The 17,517-nt window shown below is 55.2% G+C and carries 18 protein-coding genes and 2 riboswitches; of the genes, 7 read left to right on the top strand and 11 right to left on the bottom strand.

All coding sequences use genetic code 11. The annotated features are described in order from the left end of the window. Window positions 1-47: 47 nt before the first annotated feature. The 4 genes from AAFJ72_RS09305 to gcvT all read right to left on the bottom strand — a co-directional run bounded on the left by AAFJ72_RS09305 (window position 48) and on the right by gcvT (window position 4,972). The gene (locus tag AAFJ72_RS09305; protein ID WP_432776869.1) at window positions 48-878 is read right to left on the bottom strand and encodes a lipoate--protein ligase family protein; all 831 of its coding nucleotides are present in this window, start codon (window positions 876-878) and stop codon (window positions 48-50) included. Window positions 879-1,011: 133 nt separating this feature from the next. After that, entirely contained in the window at window positions 1,012-2,481 is a 1,470-nt protein-coding gene (gene gcvPB, locus AAFJ72_RS09300; protein ID WP_122904079.1) for an aminomethyl-transferring glycine dehydrogenase subunit GcvPB, read from the bottom strand. Then, a complete protein-coding gene (gene gcvPA / locus AAFJ72_RS09295) occupies window positions 2,474-3,826 on the bottom strand; it encodes an aminomethyl-transferring glycine dehydrogenase subunit GcvPA (RefSeq protein WP_432776868.1) in 1,353 nt (450 codons plus the stop codon). The genes gcvPB and gcvPA overlap by 8 nt, the downstream gene beginning before the upstream one ends. Before the next feature lie 42 nt (window positions 3,827-3,868). Further along, the gene (gcvT, locus tag AAFJ72_RS09290; protein WP_432776867.1) at window positions 3,869-4,972 is read right to left on the bottom strand and encodes a glycine cleavage system aminomethyltransferase GcvT; all 1,104 of its coding nucleotides are present in this window, start codon (window positions 4,970-4,972) and stop codon (window positions 3,869-3,871) included. A 92-nt stretch (window positions 4,973-5,064) separates the two neighbouring features. Beyond that, a riboswitch (glycine riboswitch) is annotated at window positions 5,065-5,181 on the bottom strand. After that, window positions 5,182-5,278: riboswitch (glycine riboswitch) on the bottom strand. It abuts the riboswitch before it with no gap. Window positions 5,279-5,498: 220 nt separating this feature from the next. Between gcvT and AAFJ72_RS09285 the strand changes: the two genes are divergently transcribed. The 3 genes from AAFJ72_RS09285 (at window position 5,499) to AAFJ72_RS09275 (ending at window position 9,307) form a co-directional block, all read left to right on the top strand. Then, window positions 5,499-7,199: a DEAD/DEAH box helicase gene (locus tag AAFJ72_RS09285; RefSeq protein ID WP_432776866.1), complete on the top strand. Its 1,701-nt coding sequence runs from the start codon at window positions 5,499-5,501 to the stop codon at window positions 7,197-7,199. A gap of 33 nt (window positions 7,200-7,232) precedes the next feature. Next, on the top strand, window positions 7,233-8,348 hold the full coding sequence (locus AAFJ72_RS09280; protein ID WP_432776865.1) for a YqhG family protein: 1,116 nt from the start codon (window positions 7,233-7,235) through the stop codon (window positions 8,346-8,348). A 110-nt stretch (window positions 8,349-8,458) separates the two neighbouring features. Further along, window positions 8,459-9,307 carry a hypothetical protein gene (locus tag AAFJ72_RS09275; RefSeq protein WP_432776864.1) on the top strand — a complete coding sequence of 283 codons (849 nt, stop codon included), beginning with the start codon at window positions 8,459-8,461 and terminating at the stop codon, window positions 9,305-9,307. A 115-nt stretch (window positions 9,308-9,422) separates the two neighbouring features. Here AAFJ72_RS09275 and AAFJ72_RS09270 read toward each other — a convergent pair whose 3' ends face one another. From AAFJ72_RS09270 to AAFJ72_RS09250, 5 genes are all read right to left on the bottom strand, one after another. Next, window positions 9,423-9,677, bottom strand: a complete 255-nt coding sequence (locus AAFJ72_RS09270) for a YkuS family protein (protein ID WP_432776863.1) — start codon at window positions 9,675-9,677, stop codon at window positions 9,423-9,425. Window positions 9,678-9,713: 36 nt separating this feature from the next. Next, window positions 9,714-9,875 carry a YqzE family protein gene (locus tag AAFJ72_RS09265; RefSeq protein WP_432776862.1) on the bottom strand — a complete coding sequence of 54 codons (162 nt, stop codon included), beginning with the start codon at window positions 9,873-9,875 and terminating at the stop codon, window positions 9,714-9,716. A gap of 67 nt (window positions 9,876-9,942) precedes the next feature. Then, window positions 9,943-10,464 carry a shikimate kinase gene (locus tag AAFJ72_RS09260; protein ID WP_432776861.1) on the bottom strand — a complete coding sequence of 174 codons (522 nt, stop codon included), beginning with the start codon at window positions 10,462-10,464 and terminating at the stop codon, window positions 9,943-9,945. Continuing rightward, window positions 10,461-12,329, bottom strand: a complete 1,869-nt coding sequence (locus AAFJ72_RS09255; protein ID WP_432776860.1) for a stalk domain-containing protein — start codon at window positions 12,327-12,329, stop codon at window positions 10,461-10,463. The genes AAFJ72_RS09260 and AAFJ72_RS09255 overlap by 4 nt, the downstream gene beginning before the upstream one ends. A gap of 156 nt (window positions 12,330-12,485) precedes the next feature. Next, entirely contained in the window at window positions 12,486-13,451 is a 966-nt protein-coding gene (locus AAFJ72_RS09250) for a substrate-binding domain-containing protein (RefSeq protein ID WP_432776859.1), read from the bottom strand. A gap of 144 nt (window positions 13,452-13,595) precedes the next feature. Between AAFJ72_RS09250 and modA the strand changes: the two genes are divergently transcribed. The 3 genes from modA to AAFJ72_RS09235 are packed head-to-tail and all read left to right on the top strand — an operon-like array spanning window position 13,596 to window position 15,772. Beyond that, on the top strand, window positions 13,596-14,387 hold the full coding sequence (gene modA, locus AAFJ72_RS09245; protein ID WP_432776858.1) for a molybdate ABC transporter substrate-binding protein: 792 nt from the start codon (window positions 13,596-13,598) through the stop codon (window positions 14,385-14,387). A 22-nt stretch (window positions 14,388-14,409) separates the two neighbouring features. Continuing rightward, complete coding sequence (modB, locus tag AAFJ72_RS09240) at window positions 14,410-15,093, top strand: molybdate ABC transporter permease subunit (RefSeq protein WP_432777170.1); 684 nt, start codon at window positions 14,410-14,412, stop codon at window positions 15,091-15,093. 16 nt (window positions 15,094-15,109) lie between these two features. Beyond that, window positions 15,110-15,772, top strand: a complete 663-nt coding sequence (locus tag AAFJ72_RS09235; RefSeq protein ID WP_432776857.1) for an ATP-binding cassette domain-containing protein — start codon at window positions 15,110-15,112, stop codon at window positions 15,770-15,772. Window positions 15,773-15,836: 64 nt separating this feature from the next. Here the strand turns inward: AAFJ72_RS09235 and AAFJ72_RS09230 are convergent, their stop codons facing one another. Both AAFJ72_RS09230 and AAFJ72_RS09225 read right to left on the bottom strand, forming a co-directional pair. Further along, window positions 15,837-16,601: a 5-oxoprolinase subunit PxpA gene (locus AAFJ72_RS09230; RefSeq protein WP_432776856.1), complete on the bottom strand. Its 765-nt coding sequence runs from the start codon at window positions 16,599-16,601 to the stop codon at window positions 15,837-15,839. A 159-nt stretch (window positions 16,602-16,760) separates the two neighbouring features. After that, a complete protein-coding gene (locus tag AAFJ72_RS09225; RefSeq protein WP_432776855.1) occupies window positions 16,761-17,105 on the bottom strand; it encodes a YlbG family protein in 345 nt (114 codons plus the stop codon). A 78-nt stretch (window positions 17,106-17,183) separates the two neighbouring features. Here AAFJ72_RS09225 and AAFJ72_RS09220 point away from each other — a divergent pair, with 78 nt between their 5' ends. Next, a complete protein-coding gene (locus AAFJ72_RS09220) occupies window positions 17,184-17,513 on the top strand; it encodes a hypothetical protein (RefSeq protein ID WP_432776854.1) in 330 nt (109 codons plus the stop codon). The last annotated feature ends 4 nt before the right edge of the window (window positions 17,514-17,517 follow it).

The following is a 17,517-nucleotide window of genomic DNA, read 5'->3' as shown; positions in this document are numbered from 1 at the left end:
AGGAGAGCTTTTTTCAGTAAATGATCCTGCTAGAAAACGATAACGGCCTAGCGGCGCAAATTCCACTCGTCTGTTCCATAGCGCGTTTTTGCCAGTTCCTCCGCCAACGCCAGCTCTTCGTCTGTGAGCGTGGACGGCACCAGCTCCACTTCCAGCCCGGTAGCAAATCCTTTGGAAAACGCCTCGATCGCTTCCTGCAAACTCACAGGCCGCGTGCTTACTTCGTTGATCGTCACCGCTTTTTGGCGGAAGCTGTCCATCATCCGCTGCTTGACGCGATCCGACGGGAAGTGCAACAGCGAGAACAAAAGTTCGACGTCCATATCGAGCAAAATAGAGCCGTGCTGGAGAATCACGCCCTTTTGCCGCGTCTGTGCGCTGCCTGCGACCTTTTTCCCTTCCACGACCAGCTCATACCACGATGGCGAATCGAAGCAAGCGGACGACCCTGGAGAGGAATACTTCTCTTTTTCCTCCTCGCTCGCAAGCGACACCATCTCTGCTTCCAGGCCAAGGTTTTGAAAGCCGTGCAAAAGGCCTAGACTGATGATTTTGTACGCTTCCGTCACACCGGACGGCATCCGCGGATGCTCCTCCGAAACGATCACGCTGTACGTCAGCTCCTGATCGTGCAGAACGGCACGTCCTCCTGTCGCACGGCGGACAAAGCCCAGCCCTTGCCTTTTCACTTCTTCCAGATTGATTTCTTTCATCGCCTTTTGAAAATAGCCAATCGACAGAGTAGCCGGGTCCCACGTGTAAAAACGAACGGTCGGGGGCACCTTGCCCTCGCTGTGCATCTGCAAAATCGCTTCGTCCACAGCCATGTTCATTGCCGGAGACATCGCATCAGTCACAATATAGCGCCACTGTTCCATCGTATGTACCTCCCTGATTCACAACACATTCATTGTACGCTTCTCCCCAATGGGGGGCAAGGTTTGGATCGGCTGCATCAATCGGTAAAGAAAAGCCGCCCTGTAGCAAGGCGACTTTTCCAAAAGAGAGCTATTAGGCTTGCGGTTGATAGCGCAGGATCGGCTTGCGTGCCGCTGTCGCTTCATCCAGACGTTTGACCACGGTTGTGTGCGGCGCTTCCTGTACAAGCTCTGGCGTTTCCTCGCACTCGCGGGCAATTTGCAGCATGACGTCGATGAACTCGTCGAGCGTTTCTTTTGTTTCAGTTTCGGTCGGCTCAATCATCAGGCACTCATCGACAATCAGCGGGAAGTAGATTGTCGGCGGATGGTAGCCGAAGTCGAGCAAACGTTTTGCAATGTCGAGGGTGCGAACGCCCAGCTTTTTCTGGAGCACGCCGGACAGGACAAACTCATGCTTGCAGACACGGTCATACGGCAGGTGGTAAGCCGCAGCCAGGCGGCGCATCATGTAGTTGGCGCTGAGCACGGCATTTTGCGAAACTTGCAGCAAGCCTTCCGGACCCATGCTGCGGATGTAGCTGTGTGCACGTACGAGAATGCCGAAGTTGCCGTTGTAGCCTTTTACGCGGCCGATGGAAGCCGGACGGTTGCTGTCCCAGTAGAAGGTGCCGTCTTCTTTTTTCGCCACGATCGGCGTTGGCAAGAACGGTTCGAGAATCTTTTTCACGCCGACAGGGCCAGCACCTGGTCCGCCCCCGCCGTGAGGTCCGGTAAACGTTTTGTGCAAGTTGAGATGCACCACGTCGAAGCCCATGTCGCCTGGGCGGGCGATGCCGAGAATCGCATTCGCGTTCGCACCATCGTAATACAAGAGGCCGCCTGCTTCGTGGACGATTTTCGCCATTTCCACGATGTCCTCTTCGAACAGACCGAGCGTGTTCGGGTTGGTCAGCATGAGTGCCGCTGTATCAGGGCCTACGGCATCGCGCAGCGCCTGAATGTCTACCAGGCCGCGCTCGTCAGAGGCGATGGTAATGGTTTCCAGTCCTGCTACTGCCGCAGAAGCCGGGTTCGTACCGTGCGCGGAGTTTGGCACGATCACTTTTGTGCGGTGGCCTTCGCCGCGGCTCTCGTGGTAGGCACGAATCATCATCAGACCAGTCCACTCGCCTGCCGCCCCGGCAGCCGGTTGCAGCGTGACCGCGTCCATTCCGGTGATCTCAGCCAGTTCTTCCTGCAGGTTGTACAAAAGCTCCAATGCACCCTGCACCGTTTCTTCCGGCTGGTACGGGTGAGTCAGGGCGAAGCCATCGTAGCGCGCCACGTCCTCGTTGACTTTAGGATTGTATTTCATCGTGCAGGAACCGAGCGGGTAGAAACCGTTGTCTACCCCGTGGTTGCGACGGGACAGTTCGGTGTAGTGACGAACCAGTTGCAGCTCGGATACTTCCGGCAATTCAGCAGGAGTTTCGCGGATGAGGTGCTTCGGCAGCAGGCTTGCCACCTCTACCTCTGGTACATCCAACGCCGGCAGATTGTAGCCCACACGGCCCGGTTTGCTCAATTCAAAAATCAGTGCTTTTTCCTGGTCTTTACGCACGTGTGATCGCCTCCAATTCAGCCGCCAATGTGTCGATTTCTTCCTTGGTCCGCAGCTCGGTTACCGCAAGCAGCGTATGGCCCGCAAATTCCGGATAATCCAGTCCCAGGTCGTAGCCGCCGATGATGCCTGCGTCAAGCAGCTTTTTGTTTACTTCGGCAACCGGTTTGGACAGCTTGACTACGAATTCGTTAAAGAACGGAGAGGTAAAGACGACTTCCAGTCCTTTTGCCTGCAGCGCTTGTTTGGCGTAGTGCGCTTTTTGCAGGTTCAACATCGCGATTTCCTGCACGCCCTGTTTTCCGAGCGCCGACATGGTGATCGATGCAGCCAGTGCCAGCAGTGCCTGGTTGGAGCAGATGTTGGACGTCGCTTTTTCACGGCGAATGTGTTGTTCGCGCGCTTGCAGCGTGAGAACGAAGCCGCGCTTGCCGTTTTCGTCTTTTGTCTGACCGACGATCCGGCCTGGCATTTTGCGCATCAGCTTGGTTGTTGTCGCGAAATATCCGCAGTGCGGTCCGCCAAACGATGCCGGGATGCCGAATGGCTGCATGTCGCCGACCACGATGTCTGCGCCCAGTTTGCCCGGTGCTTCCAGTACGCCAAGGGCAAGCGGGTTGGCGGACGTGACAAACAGTGCGCCTTTGCCATGGGCAATCGGCTCGATTGCTGCCAGGTCCTCGACGTTTCCGAAGAAGTTCGGGTATTGGACGATGACAGCCGCCGTATTTTCGTCCACAGCCGCTTCCAGCGCTGCGAGATCGGTCACTCCGTTGCTGTCGAGCCCAACCTCGACCAGCTCCACGCTTTGTCCGTAGGCGTATGTTTTCAGAACGCCGCGCGCTTCTGGATGAACAGCACGGGAGACGACAACGCGTTTTTTGCCCGTGTGGCCAGCCGCCATCATCGCCGCTTCTGCCAGCGAAGTCGCCCCATCGTACATGGAGGAGTTCGCTACTTCCATTCCGGTCAGTTCACATACCATCGTCTGGAATTCAAAAATCGCTTGCAGCTCACCCTGACTGATCTCAGGCTGATACGGCGTGTACGCTGTAAAAAATTCTCCGCGCAACAGCATGTGGTTCACTGTGCTCGGCATGTAGTGCTGGTAAACACCAGCGCCCAAAAAGTTTACGTGCGTGTTGAAGTTGACGTTTTTATTGGCCAGACGCGAGAAGTATTTCACCAGTTCCGGCTCGGACAGAGCTTCCGGAATGTTCAGCGCACCTTTGAAGCGCACTTCTTCCGGAATGTCTGCAAACAGGTCTTCTACACTGGAAACGCCCAGGGTATCGAGCATTTCGCGCTTGTCCTGATCGGTTTGGGGCAGGTAGCGATATTTCACGAACGTTGTCCTCCTCAAAATAAATGTATAGTGAGCGATTGCCTAGTTTTTCGGACGTTTGTAAAAAGGAGTGGCTACGACCTCGGCTTTGAGGCGCTTTCCGCGAATCTCCACTTCCAGCTGGGTGCCAAGCGCCGCATGCTCGCTTTTGACGAGCGCCAGGCCGACATTTTTCTTCAAGGTTGGGGATTGTGTACCTGTCGTCACTTCGCCCACCAGTTCTTCTCCGGCATAGACCGGGTAGTGCGTGCGCGGAATGCCGCGGTCAATCATCTCGATGCCGACGAGCTTGCGAGGCGCACCGTTTTCCTTTTGCGCCTTGAGCACTTCCTGGCCGATGAACGGCACTTCTTTGTCCACCTTCACCGCGAAGCCGATCCCCGCCTCAATCGGCGTGATGTCTTTGCTCAGCTCCTGACCGTACAGCGGCAGCTTGGCTTCGAAACGCAGCGTGTCGCGTGCGCCAAGTCCGCAAGGCAAAAGTCCGTCTTCCTTGCCGGCTGCAAGCAGCGCGTCCCACAGCTCTGCTGCGCGATCGGCCGCCAGGTAAATCTCAAAGCCGTCCTCGCCAGTATAGCCCGTGCGAGAGACAAGTGCCGGAATGCCAGCGATCTCTACGTCACGCTCGAAGCGGAAGAAGCCGATTTTCGACAGGTCTGTCGCGGTCAGCTTTCGCAAGATCGATTCGGCCAAAGGTCCCTGAATGGCGAGCTGCGCCGTTTGCGGCGAAATGTTTTCAATGGTCACACCTGGAATCAGGTGCTCTTTCAGCCATTCATAGTCTTTGTCAATGTTTCCGGCGTTAATGACGAGCAGGTAATGGTCGTCTGCGTATTTGTAAACGAGCAGATCGTCGACCGTACCGCCGTCCGGGTAGCAGAGCACACTGTACTGCGCTTGCCCGACAGCCAGCTTGGACACGTCGTTGGTGGTGACGCGCTGCAAATATTCGAGCGCACTCTCGCCTTTTACGTCTACCTCGCCCATGTGAGATACGTCAAACAAACCTGCTTTCGTGCGAACGGCTTCGTGCTCCTGGCCAATGCTGGAGAACTGTACAGGCAGCTCCCAACCACCGAAGTCAATCGTTTTGGCGCCGTATTTCGCGTAGGAATCAAATAGTGGCGTTCTTTTCAGATTGGACATGTGTGGCACCTCCTAAAGGCTGTTAGTCGGCATTGCTCCCCATGAAAAAACAGAGGCGAAAAAACGGGTACACCAAAAAGAATGGTGCCCATTTTTCCTCCTCTGTCCTTGGTACCTGAGAGTTACCTTGCCAATCAAGCGCGGCGGGGATCACCGCACCTGCAAGTTTCCCCTTTGGTGGCTCCATGATCGAGCTCTCTCCAGAGTTGCGTCCAGTAGAGGTTCTTTTGCCTGAGAGATTCACCGGTTCCGGCTTGCTCCTTCGGCGCTGCAGTGGTTCGCGCAGTCTCTCCCTGCTACTATCATTCGCTGTGGGTAGATGGTCATACATAAGTTTTTGCTGCGATTTCCATACTAATAAAAGAACTTCCTCTTTATCCTACCATGAGTGTCCGCTGTTGAAAATATGCAAATTAACAGTCAGATCAAGAAACGCTTAACAAAATGATAGATACGGTAACGATTGTTAAGTTTTTTGATAAGGCGTATGAAAGTTATGGCAGAGCTTTGTAAAGGAGTAACCTATATGCCGAATATTCCCGTTTCATTCGACACGAGCTGGATAGCCCCGCTGACGGAGCGCCTGCACGAAGACGGCCCCTGGGACAAATGGGAGCTGTTCAAGCTGGCGCTGGAAGCGGAAGAGGCCATGGCTGTCCGCGAGTTCGATCAGTTGCAATGCCTGAAATACTTGCCGCTTCTCTCCCCGTTTCCCCACCAGTTGCAGACGGCGGAACGGGTGCTCAACGAAATGCGCGGGCGCGCCATTCTCGCTGACGAGGTCGGTCTTGGCAAGACGATTGAAGCCGGGCTGATTATGAAGGAGTACATGGTCAGAGGGCTGGCGAAAAAAATTCTCGTGCTCGTTCCCGCCTCCCTCGTCATCCAGTGGACGAAGGAATTGCAGCAAAAATTCGGCATTCCTGCTGTGGCGCAAAAAAAGGAGTACATGTGGAGACAGCATGAGGTTGTCGTCGCTTCCATCGACACAGCGAAAAGAGACCCGCATCGCCGCCACGTGCTCGACATCGACTACGACATGCTGATTATCGACGAGGCGCACAAGCTCAAGAACAGGCGGACGCGAAACTATCAGTTCGTGAAGGAAATTCGCAAAAAATATTGCCTGCTGCTCACGGCCACCCCGATCCAGAACGAAATGGACGAGCTGTACAACCTGATTAATTTGTTGAAGCCGGGGCACCTCGGGCACTCCGCGTCGTTTGCCTCCAATTACGTCGAAGGGAAGCGCCAGTCGAAAAACAGCGACAAATTGCGCGAAGAAATTGAAAAAGTAATGATTCGCAACAAGCGAAGCGACGGCGGCATCCAGTTCACCAGCCGACGCGTCCAGTCGATTCCCATCGAGCTGTCGCAGGAGGAAATGGAGCTGTACGAGGGCGTCACCCGCTTTGTGCGCGACCAGTACCAGGCAGAGTCAGGGCTGTTCAACTCACTCGCGTTGATTACGCTCCAGCGCGAGGTTTGCTCCAGCAAGGAAGCCGCCTTCATGACGCTGTACAACATGCACCAGCGCACCAGCGAAGATTCTCCCCTGCGCGGCCAAATTTTGCAGCTGGTGGAGATGATTAAGCGGATCGAGACGCATTCCAAGGCGGCAAAAACGGTCGAGCTGCTCCAGGAGATCAACGACAAAGTCATCATTTTCACCGAGTACCGGGCGACGCAAAACTACCTGCAAAAATATTTGCATGACCACGGCATTACCTCTGTGCCGTTTCGCGGCGGATTCAAGCGCAGCAAAAAGGACTGGATGACCGACCTGTTTCAAAACCGCGCGCAGGTGCTCATCGCCACCGAAGCAGGTGGAGAAGGCATCAACCTGCAGTTTTGCAATCAGGTCATCAACTACGACATGCCGTGGAACCCGATGCGCGTCGAACAGCGGATCGGCCGCGTCCACCGTCTCGGCCAGAAGCGGGACGTGCACATTTACAATTTGTCCACCGTCGGCACAATCGAGGAGCACATTCTGAAACTCCTGTATGAAAAAATCGACCTGTTCGAGATGGTGATCGGCGAGCTGGACGACATCGTGGAGCGGCTCAACCTCAGTTCGTCCCTGGAAGAAAATCTGACCCAGATCATCATGGACTCCAAATCGACCCGCGAAATGGCCATCAAGCTCGACAACATGGGCCAGGCGATCCGCGCCAGCCGACAACTGCACGCCTCCCCTGCCCTGTCGGGAGCAGCAGAGCAATAGCCAAAACGCCCAAAAGAAAAGAGGTTTCCCCTGATGCAAGCCAACCAGGTCAGGCAATTTGTAGAACGCTACCTCGCGGCTTTTTCCGCACACATCGTCGAAACCCATCCGGATTACTTGACGGTCAAACTTCCGGTTGAGGTGGACAAGGATATTGGCAACCGCCCGTTTTACTGGAGTTGGGTCGAAAAAATGAATCTGGCTTACCAGCCGCTCGTGCTCACCTTTGCGTTTCATCCGGACCGGATGCCGGACGGACTGCGGGTCGAGCATCTGCATCTGGGTGCGATGCGCATGCAGCAAATTTTTGCCTCCGCGAAAAAGCACGGACGCTTTTTATGCATGTACGAGAAAAATACCGCTTCCCTGCCGGGCGCAGGCAAGCGCCGCTCCACGCCGCTCGTTCCCTGGCTCGGGCTCAACCTGAAAGTATCGCTCATCTGCGACAAGCGTCGCGACATCATGCTCTATCTCGGGATCAACCTGCACCAGCCGCGCCTCGTGCACGATTTTGCCTCATTCTTGTTTCAGCTGCCACTCTCCCCAACCATCCCGGATTACTTTTACACCCTCGACCGGAAGCTGTCTGTGGAAGAGGCGGTGGAGCTGGCAAAGCAGGAGGTCGATGCCGTTATCGCGCAGGAAGATCAGCAGTGGGCCATGGAAGCGCGGGCACGTTTGTCGGAGGAACTGGACATACTGGCTGCCTACTACGAAGAGCTTGCCCGGCGCGAGCCGCCCGCAGAGCAGGACAAGAGCGAATCTGCGGAGGCGGCAGATGCCCCCGCAGAGAAAGCCCCCATCCCGCTGCCTGTAGGTGCGACAGTCCAAGCCCGCGAGCCTGTTGTCGAAGCACAGCAATCACTTGACGAATACCGCTCGTCCGGGGGGCGAATCCTCGACTTTTTGCGTGCCAATAGCATCCAGGAGACACCCCGTGAGGAAATCAATCAGGAGGAATGGAAAAAAAGCACGCCGGAAGAAGAAAAACAGCGCCGGATGGACGAACTGCGCTGGCAGTACGAGCCGCGGATTGAGGTGCATTTTATCAACGGCGGACTGTTTTACTTGCACTCCACTCCGCCTGCCGAAAAAGCGCATCCGGCAAAAACGATGCGCCATCTCCCCGCATCCCGGCGAATGATGTAAAAGATCAGCGAGAAGAAGTGCCGAGACAGTGACAAGTTGCAACAAATCTTTTTGTCATAGCTGGTTACAATAGGAATAAGCTTAGCCTGTACAAAAGGTGGTGCATGTTTGTGACCAGACGATTCCTCCCCCTGCTCGGGGTACTTTTGTCTTTTGCGTTGCTCGCCTGGCCTGTCCAGGCAGAAGAAGAGACGGGCTGGAACCAAAAGTTTCACGCCCAAATCCAGACGTGGATGAACGAGCTTGCCACCCGTGATCCGCAATTCAAGGAGTGGCAACAAGCCGATACAGACGTGCAGACACTTGGTCCCAATCAACGCCAGTGGCTGGTCAGCATCAAAAAAGCGGACAAACAGGTCGGGTACCTGGTCGTAGGAGAAGAACCCGAAACGTTTGCCCAACCAAAATTCGTGCTATTGGAATACGGGGTCGGAGAATACATCTTGTTCGACGACGCTTTTGCCCCGCGGGAAATTGCCGCAGAACCCGTCTACGACGGATTTGCTTCCCACTGGCTGGTCACGCGGCAGTCCTCGTCGCAACTGGTAAATGCCAAGACGGGCGAAGTCTACCCCGCTTCGTTTACCGCAAGCGAGCCGGACTTTCGCAGCCTGTCCGCGCAAAGTCTCGTCCCTACCGGACAGCGGCTGACAGGGACGCGCATCCTGCAGCGGACGCAAAAAGATCCGTTTGACCAGATTGGCTGGGTCAGCCAGTTGCACAGGGACAGCGCGATTACGTGGCCGCAGTTGTGGCAGCAGGAAAACGATGCTTCGGTAACGCTGACCGTTCCCTTGTACCACTCCCAGGTGCTTGCTCCGTTCGTCGTCGGCTCACTCCATTTGTGGAACGATCAATACGCTTACGTGGGGGTATGGGACGAAGGTCTTCGCTTTGTCCCATACACGTATGCGCACAAGGTCGGTACCTTTCACGTAGCGCGTCAGCCGCAAAGCTGAACCGTCGTTTTTTCGCAAAAAAACAAGCTCTCCTGCCTGTCGATGGCGGAGAGCCTGTTTTTTTGCCGGGCTGCGTTCGCATGTCCACGCGAGAACGCAGCCTTGGCTTTTACGATCAACGATGATCGGTCGGGGAAAGGCGCTCGTGTACGGCATGAAAAACCTCATCGGCCGTCATTCCCTCTGCACTGATAATCGGTGCACCTGTAATCGTCTTGTTTTGATCGCCCAAAACGTTTATATCCTGACCCGTAATCACAATCGCATCGACGACCTGTTGCCAGTTTCCCAAATCAACCACATCATAGCCGTTGTCACTCAGCATTTTGCGAATCTGGGAAAGGGATTTTTCTACCGCTACTCTTGCCATACGCACCGCACCCTCCGTCCGCTTATCATGGTAGGTTTACTTGCGCCACAACAGCCGAATCGACATAGGGATCGCCCCGAACCAGCGTGCCGACCAAGGCTCACGCGGAGCCTTCCGCTGACGCCGTTCATCTTTTGGTGTCTCCATGTACTGGACAAACAATTTCGTCAGGTACTTCAAATACTCTTGAAAGGACATCGCACGTGACCTCCTTCGTACTCGCAGATACACGCCGTCTTTGCTTCCGGCAATGGCGCTGTCCTTTTTATTGTTGCCCGTCTTCTGCGCTTTCAACCACCTGCGCCCGAATTTCGTCCACGACTGCCTGCAGGCTTTTTCCGGTCGTATCCACCTGGATCGGGGCAAAATCGTACGCACCTGCGCGTTCCGCCAAGAGCGTTCTCACACGTTCTGCCACCCCTCCGGCAAGCAACGGGCGCGAGGTGTCGTTTTCCAGTCGTCTGATTAATTCTTCCTCGCTGGCATGAAGCGCAATCACTGTTCCTTTTGCCAGCATGACTTCGACGTTTTGCTTGCGCAGCACAGCTCCTCCGCCTGTCGTCAACACTTGCGGGCCATTGTCCAGAAGCTGTTGCAGCAGGCGGGACTCCAGATCGCGAAAATACGCCTCCCCGTGCCGGGCGAACAGCTCCGGGATGGAGCAGCCCGCTTCTTCGATGATGGCATGGTCCAGGTCCTTGTGGGCAATGCCCAGGGAATCAGCAAGCGCAACTCCGACCGTTGTCTTTCCGGTTCCCATAAAGCCGACGAGAATCAGGTTTTTCATTTTATTTCCGCCCCCTTTCCACTCGCTTTTCGCGTTTGAATTTTTACGGTTTTTTCGGCTGGATCGTAGTCAGTTGCCAATTCGAATACGTTTGCGAAAAACGATAGCGGCACCATGGTGCGCTCCTTGATTTCCATCAGCGGATGACCAAGGTCGAGCTTTTGCCCGTCGCGGATGGCGAAGCGCTCCCGCTCCTTCACCAACACTTCCCGGCCATAGCCTTTTACGCGAATCATCTGCTCCTTCTCGTCCCAACTGATGGCAAGCCCCAGTTTTTCCCCGAGTTCGCGCAGCGGCAAATACACCGTACCGCCCGTGGCTCTCGCCGGGATAGACGGATAAAAGCTCATGTTGTTGATGATCGTTGTAATATACGGCTCTAGCTGCACCTTGCTCAGACCGTCGCGATGCGGTTTTTTCGTCGCGTTCACGAAGTATTTCGCTTCGCCACGCAGCGTTTGCCCCAGCGCCTGGTCGAGATGCTCGGCCCCGATCACACTGCCGTGGTAATTTTGCTGTACGCGGTGGAGGAAGCTCTTGTACGCTTCATCGCCGATCTGCCTGCGCAGATGGTCAAACAGCAAGGCTCCTTTGGAATACCACGTCCAATGGAATTCTTCTTCGGTCGCGAATTTTTGCAACGGCTTGTCCAGCCAGCCGTTCGGGTAGCGCTCCTGCAGTCGGCGGACGTCGCGTTTGTACTCGTCGAGCAGCGTGGACGCCGACTGTGCACCGTACCGATTTTGCAAGTAATGGTACACACTCACCTCTACAAGCCCTTCGTCGAGCCAGCCGTGGGCGGCTTCCAGCGTCGCCACGCTGTTGTACCACCACAAATGGGCGATTTCATGCGGCAGCCAGTGATCGATCAGATTGCGCTGGTACATGTCGCGCTTGAAAATGGCGAGATTGGCGTACTCCATTGCATACGTCGTGCCGGGTGCTGTCTCGGCAATCGCGACGTGCGGGTACGGAAGCGGCCCGTACCAGTCGTTGTATGTAGGAAACACCGCTTCGGCAATCGTCTTGATCCGCTGGATGTTGCCTTTGTCCACAGAGGCGATGTCGACAGTCAGGTTCGGCCCGATCTGGATGGTTTCCACATGGTACAGCGGGCTGCCGACCAGGGCGAAATTCAGCAGCTTTTTGCCTTGATAGTGGATGAGCTGCTTGCTGCCCTCGATTGCCTTTGCACTGCCTTTGCCCCACGAACTGACCCAGTTGTAGCCCTTCGGGGAAATAAAGGAGACATCGTAATCCGCGTAGTGGTAAATAAACGGATCGCCAAAATCTACACGCTGCGGCGGGTCGTACCATTTTCCTTGCTGGTTTTGCGCGCCCAGCATCGGATACCACGTCGTCAGCGTCCAGATGTCGTCCTTGACCCCAAAGCGCGTTCCTCTGCGCGGCACCGGATTTTCAAACTCGATCGCGAGCGCCCCGCGCATTTCCGCGCCCAGCGGATTTGCCAGCTTGACCATGGACAGTCCGCGTTCAAACGCGAGCGGCTTGTCCTTGTAGCGGATCGATTTGACCGTCATTTTGTTCCACAGGTAATCATAGACGTACAGGCGCAAATCCGCCGTCTGCGGATTGTCAAATTCAATCGTCATCTTTCCCTTGATTTTTGCCTCGGATGTATGTAATTCGGCCTGGATCCTGTAAACGGGATGGAGATCCTTCACATAGGATGGCAGCGGCGGATCGTATGAAAAAGGATCGGCTCCGGTTTGCTCTGCCACCGTCGTTTGGCCTGTCTGCACGAATTTGATAATCTCTGGCCAGTAGCTGATGATGCCGATGGAGCCAAACAGGACCAGAATGGTTGCACATACCAGTAAACTCGTTTTTTGCAATGTCTTCATGACAGCCCCCAGAAATCGCTCGGCTGCAAGCGTCATTTTTGTTCCATTGTAGCAAATAACAACCGCTTGTGAGTAGAAAATTGTCAATCTGTCCGCCATGTTCGCCGCAAAGAAAAAGCCTCCCACTGCCTGCAGCCTGGGCGAACGGCGCAATTCCTACCATGTTTCATAGATGATTGTTCCTGTCTGGCTCAGATCGTAGCCGCCCACTGCTTCCAGTTCTTTTTGAAAAGCAGCGGATCGCAGGATGTCGAGGACGGCAGTGAGCAATGTCTCATTTTCCTTTGTCTTGAGCATCACGAGATCATACCTCTCCTTGACCATCGGCACGAACTCTACACCGACCAGCCGGGCTGCCTTTTCGATTCCGACGCCCACATCTGCTTCCTTGCGGGCAACCACTCCCGCCAGCGCAAGATGACTCGTCTCCTCGTGCTCGTAGCCGTTCACGTCGCGCCCTGCGATATTCGCCAGCCGAAGCTGCTCCTCAAGCAGCGTGCGTGCTCCCGAGCCTTTTTCGCGGTTGACGATCCGCACCCCCGGCTTGGCCAGGTCCGTCCAGGACAAAATCTGTTTGGGATTGCCTGCCTGCACGTAAAGGCCGGCCCAACGCGCCAGCATGTTGACGACGAGGAAGCGATGCCCGTTCAGGATGCGGCGAACGTATGGCACGTTGTACTCCATCGTCTCTCCGTCAAACAAGTGGGTACTGACAATATCAGCCTTGCCTGCGTACATGGCCACCAGGCTGTTCAGCGAGCCGCTGTAGGAGCGCAACGGCCTAAGCGGCAGTTCGCGTTTTTCCAGATGGCTGGCGAGCAAGTCAAGACTGACATCCTGCCCGCTGATAATGACGTGGCGCAGCGCGGAAGGCATCGTCTGCCCTGTTGTCGGCAAGGCTTGTCCTTGCATGGAATGAGCGGAAGCTTCACCCTGCGCCTGACGATACCCGCCTTTTGCCCGTGCCTTGTACGCCTCCAGATCACTTTCGTCCACACGCATCTGCCTGCCGACACGATACGCAGGCAGCTCGCCTTTTTTAATCAGATCGTAGACGGTCAGCTTCGAGATGCGCAAAATCTTCGCGATCTCTTCCGTTGTATACGATTTTTCGTGTGTCATGTCTGGCCCTCCGCTCGACTCTTTCCTTTCATTTTCTTTCAATTAGCGGAAAATCGCAATTGATTATTCACAGCAAAACACTATAATTCATTATATCCAGATATAACTAATTATAATTAAACATAACGAGTGGAGGGTAATCTGATGAAAAAACGATGGCTGGCTGTATGCGCAGCATTCACCCTGTTGCTCGGAGCATGCTCGACTGCACAGACAACTCCGCAGGCAACTGAATCTGCCCGGACAGAAAAGACTGCGCTGATGGTTTCCGCAGCGGCAAGCTTGACTGATGCCTTGGACGAGCTGAAAGCGTCTTTTGAGGCGGAAAATCCCGGAACGACCCTCACCTTCATCTTCGGCAGCTCGGGAAAGCTGGCTACCCAGATTTCGCAAGGCGCTCCTTCCGACGTCTTCCTGTCTGCCAGCCAAAAGGACATGGACGGGCTGGAAGAGAAGCAGTTGATCGTCAAAGAGACGCGCCAGAATTTCACTGGCAACGCGCTCGTGCTCATCGCAGACAAAGACAGTACGCTCGCCATCCCTTCTTTTGCAGACCTGGACAAACCGGAAATCAAGTACATCGCAGTCGGTGCGCCGGAAACCGTGCCCGCAGGCCGCTATGCAAAAGAAGCACTCGAAACGCTCAAGCTGTGGGATACCTTGTCTGGCCGGATGGTTTTCGCCAGTGACGTTCGCCAGGTGCTGACCTTCGTCGAGTCAGGCAACGCGGATGTCGGTATCGTCTATTCCAGCGACGCCGCGATCTCCAAAGAAGTGAAGGTGCTCGCGACAGCCAGCCCGGAATGGCACAAGCCGATCGTGTATCCGGGTGCGGTCGTCAGCAACTCGAAGCATCCGGATGCGGCAAAAGCTTTCCTTGCCTACTTGACAAGCGACAAAGGAAAGGCGATCTTACAGAAGTACGGATTCCAATAAAAATGGGGAGGTGGCTAGCGTGATGGAAACCAATCTGACACCGTTGATGCTCTCCTTGAAGGTGGCTGCGCTATCCACCTCCTTTGTGTTTGTACTTGGCATGCTCGGCGCACGCTGGATGACGCAAAAGGAGTTTTGGGGCAAAAACGTGCTGGAGTCGTTTTTCCTGCTCCCGCTCGTCCTGCCGCCGACTGTCGTTGGCTTCGGCTTGCTGCTCTTGTTCGGAAAAAACGGCTTTTTGGGCCAACTGCTCGCCCAATGGTTTGACATCCAGGTCGTTTTCACGCTGACGGGCGCTGTCATCGCTTCCATCGTCGTCTCTTTTCCGCTGATGTACCAGAGCGCCGTCGCGGCGTTCAGCGGAGTGGATCGCCGCCTGGAAAATGCCGCACGGACGATGGGGGCTTCCGAGTGGCGGGTGTTCTGGACGGTCGCTTTTCCGCTTGCCTGGCCGGGGCTGTTGGCAGGGCTTGTCCTGTCCTTTGCCCGCGGCTTGGGCGAGTTTGGCGCCACGCTGATGCTCGCCGGCTACATACCAGGAAAAACCGATACCATCCCGGTCGCCATCTACTTTGCCGTAGAGGCCGGGCAAATGGAAAAAGCGCTGTTTTGGGTCGTCATCATCGTGTCGCTCGGAATGGGCACCACGCTCTGGCTCAACTGGTGGACTCGCCGCAATGTACGCAGGTACGCCAATCAAAAGTAAGGGAGGGGAAGTCAGCATGCTCTCGGTTACGATTCAAAAACGTTTGCCCGATTTTTTGCTCGACGTCTCCTTTTCCACCGGGCAGAAGATTGTCGTCCTCTTCGGTCCATCCGGCTCGGGGAAAACGACCATCCTGAACTGTATAGCCGGCCTCGTCCATCCTGACGAAGGGGAAATTGTCCTGAATGACAGAACGTTTTACAGGCAGGGGCAAAAACCGCTCCCCGTGCAAAAGCGCAATGTCGGCTACCTGTTTCAGGACTACGCGCTGTTTCCGCACATGACGGTCGGCCAAAACATCCGCTACGGCTTGAAGGCGGGCAACGCGCTGCATCTGGAGCCGCTGTTGTCCACAGTCGGAATCGTTCACCTGCTGGAAAAGTACCCGCATCAGCTATCCGGCGGGCAAAAGCAGCGGGTCGCCCTCGTCCGCGCCCTGGCCACCGAGCCGGATCTTTTGCTTCTGGACGAACCGCTCTCCGCGCTGGACGCGGATACGCGCAGACAGTGTCAGGATGAGCTGCTCCGGCTCCATGACATGTGGCGCATTCCGTTTCTGCTTGTCACCCACGACCGGGAAGAAGCGGAAAGGCTGGGAGATACGATCCTGCTTCTGGAAAACGGCAATCTTGTCGATGGTGGCAGACCAAAAAGCCATACAGCGACGTCCTCATCCTGACTAACTCGGATTTTGACGTTGCCGTATGGCTTTTTCATGCGGATTTCCCTGTTCTGCGGAGAGCTTAGCGCGCGCTGATCGGCTCGATCTTCACGTCGTTTTGCTTCGCCCACTTGTGCAGTTCACCCAAAAACTGCAAAATATCGTGACTTTCGTGATGAACGCAAAGCGTATCGGCCGCAAGCTCGATGTGCTGGCCGTTCACGGTCTTGACCCGTTGCTTCAGGACGAGCTGGCGCGTCTGCTCCATTTGCTCTTCCTTGCTGATGAGCACACTGCCCTCCAGCTCCCGGGGTGCCAGACGCCCATTCGGCAAGTACGCCCGATCGGCAAACACTTCCTCGGCCACCTGCAGCCCGTGCTCCAGTCCCGCCTCGACCAGCTTGCTGCCGGACAGAGCGTACAGGATCAGCTCTTCGTCGATGTCGGCTACCGCCTGTACCACCGCCTCCGCAAGCTCCGGCCACTCCGCCGCTTCGTTGTACAGCGCTCCGTGCAGCTTGACATGGTGCAGCTCACCGCCGAGCGCCCGCGTCATACCGGACAGCGCCGCCACCTGATACAGCACCAGCTCATACACTTCGTTGACGGACAAGTTCATCGAGCGCCGTCCGAAACCTTGCACATCCGGATAACCGGGGTGCGCTCCGATTTTTACGTTGTGCTTGAGTGCCGCTTCAATCGTTCTGCAGATGAGATGCGGATCACCTGCGTGCATGCCGCAAGCAATGTTGACGGAGGTGATCCATTTCATAATCCCCAAGTCCTCTGATTGTCGTCCTCTGCTGTAGCCCTCGGCCATATCGCAGTTAATGTCCAGATGAATCATGTATGTACGCCCCCACCTTTCCTCTCATGCATCTATGTACACTTGTTGAAAACGCAATCATTGGCATTGTTTCTGGTGTTTTCCTTTCTCTAGCATACCATGTACGGTGGCTGAGCAAAAGGAAAAAAGCTGCCGAAAACTGGCAGCTTGGTGAACAATTTACGTCGAACCTACAGTCGCTGGACTGCTCTCTTCTGCCATCAGTGTTTCTGCCAGCGCCATCACTTGATTTTTTTCCTGCTTGTAGTCGTATTCCTTCGCCTTGTCCGGTCTTGCGTTGTTGTACTCCACCGGAATCTCGTGACGATGGGAACGCTCGATTTTGGTCACGAAATGCAGCTTCTCCATGATGCGGATCGTTTCATCCAACGCGTTCGCATCCACGTACATCGACACGTAATTTAACCGTTTGGAGATGTAATGAATGGTGCCAAATTTGCGTAAATTTTTGGCTGCGCGCGTGTTTTTTACCCATACGGCAACACCCAAACGTCGTTCTCTCATTGTAAGCCGTTTGTCTCCTTTCCCATCATGGTATAATCATCTGTATAAGCCTGTTACAGAAAGGAACCGTGGTCATTTATGCTGGCTACATTTTACCGACGCTTCGAAGATGCTTTGCACCAGGAAGGCATCGTGACAAAAAGCGGTTGGCGCACCCATGCCGGCCAACGCTTCTTTTATGTAAGCAGCACGCTCCCCGCTTCCATCCTGACAAAACGGCTCGTGGAAACGGGAGAGCGGCTGACCACCCATACCAGGCTAAAACCCGAATGCATTTACGTTCGCTCTGTCGACGACCAGCACGTGTACCGCTTTCGCTTTCTGGTCCCCAGTGAGAAGCAGTTTTGCTGCGGCAACCTGTGCGAAGACTGTTTTCTGCTGCGGGAAAAAGCATCGCCGCAAAGCTAGAGCT

The sequence above is a fragment of the Brevibacillus gelatini genome (genome assembly GCF_050920745.1).
Classification (GTDB): domain Bacteria; phylum Bacillota; class Bacilli; order Brevibacillales; family Brevibacillaceae; genus Brevibacillus; species Brevibacillus gelatini.
This window is presented reverse-complemented; position numbering and strand designations above follow the sequence as displayed.

What these genes read in the sequence shown, in the direction of transcription:
- AAFJ72_RS09305 (WP_432776869.1), bottom strand. Translation starts at nt 878, where the DNA reads ATGGAACAGTGGCGCTATATTGTGACTGATGCGATGTCTCCGGCAATG.
- gcvT (WP_432776867.1), bottom strand. Translation starts at nt 4,972, where the DNA reads ATGTCCAATCTGAAAAGAACGCCACTATTTGATTCCTACGCGAAATAC.
- AAFJ72_RS09285 (WP_432776866.1), top strand. Translation starts at nt 5,499, where the DNA reads ATGCCGAATATTCCCGTTTCATTCGACACGAGCTGGATAGCCCCGCTG.
- AAFJ72_RS09280 (WP_432776865.1), top strand. Translation starts at nt 7,233, where the DNA reads ATGCAAGCCAACCAGGTCAGGCAATTTGTAGAACGCTACCTCGCGGCT.
- AAFJ72_RS09270 (WP_432776863.1), bottom strand. Translation starts at nt 9,677, where the DNA reads ATGGCAAGAGTAGCGGTAGAAAAATCCCTTTCCCAGATTCGCAAAATG.
- AAFJ72_RS09265 (WP_432776862.1), bottom strand. Translation starts at nt 9,875, where the DNA reads ATGTCCTTTCAAGAGTATTTGAAGTACCTGACGAAATTGTTTGTCCAG.
- AAFJ72_RS09260 (WP_432776861.1), bottom strand. Translation starts at nt 10,464, where the DNA reads ATGAAAAACCTGATTCTCGTCGGCTTTATGGGAACCGGAAAGACAACG.
- AAFJ72_RS09255 (WP_432776860.1), bottom strand. Translation starts at nt 12,329, where the DNA reads ATGAAGACATTGCAAAAAACGAGTTTACTGGTATGTGCAACCATTCTG.
- AAFJ72_RS09250 (WP_432776859.1), bottom strand. Translation starts at nt 13,451, where the DNA reads ATGACACACGAAAAATCGTATACAACGGAAGAGATCGCGAAGATTTTG.
- modA (WP_432776858.1), top strand. Translation starts at nt 13,596, where the DNA reads ATGAAAAAACGATGGCTGGCTGTATGCGCAGCATTCACCCTGTTGCTC.
- modB (WP_432777170.1), top strand. Translation starts at nt 14,410, where the DNA reads ATGGAAACCAATCTGACACCGTTGATGCTCTCCTTGAAGGTGGCTGCG.
- AAFJ72_RS09235 (WP_432776857.1), top strand. Translation starts at nt 15,110, where the DNA reads ATGCTCTCGGTTACGATTCAAAAACGTTTGCCCGATTTTTTGCTCGAC.
- AAFJ72_RS09230 (WP_432776856.1), bottom strand. Translation starts at nt 16,601, where the DNA reads ATGATTCATCTGGACATTAACTGCGATATGGCCGAGGGCTACAGCAGA.
- AAFJ72_RS09225 (WP_432776855.1), bottom strand. Translation starts at nt 17,105, where the DNA reads ATGAGAGAACGACGTTTGGGTGTTGCCGTATGGGTAAAAAACACGCGC.
- AAFJ72_RS09220 (WP_432776854.1), top strand. Translation starts at nt 17,184, where the DNA reads ATGCTGGCTACATTTTACCGACGCTTCGAAGATGCTTTGCACCAGGAA.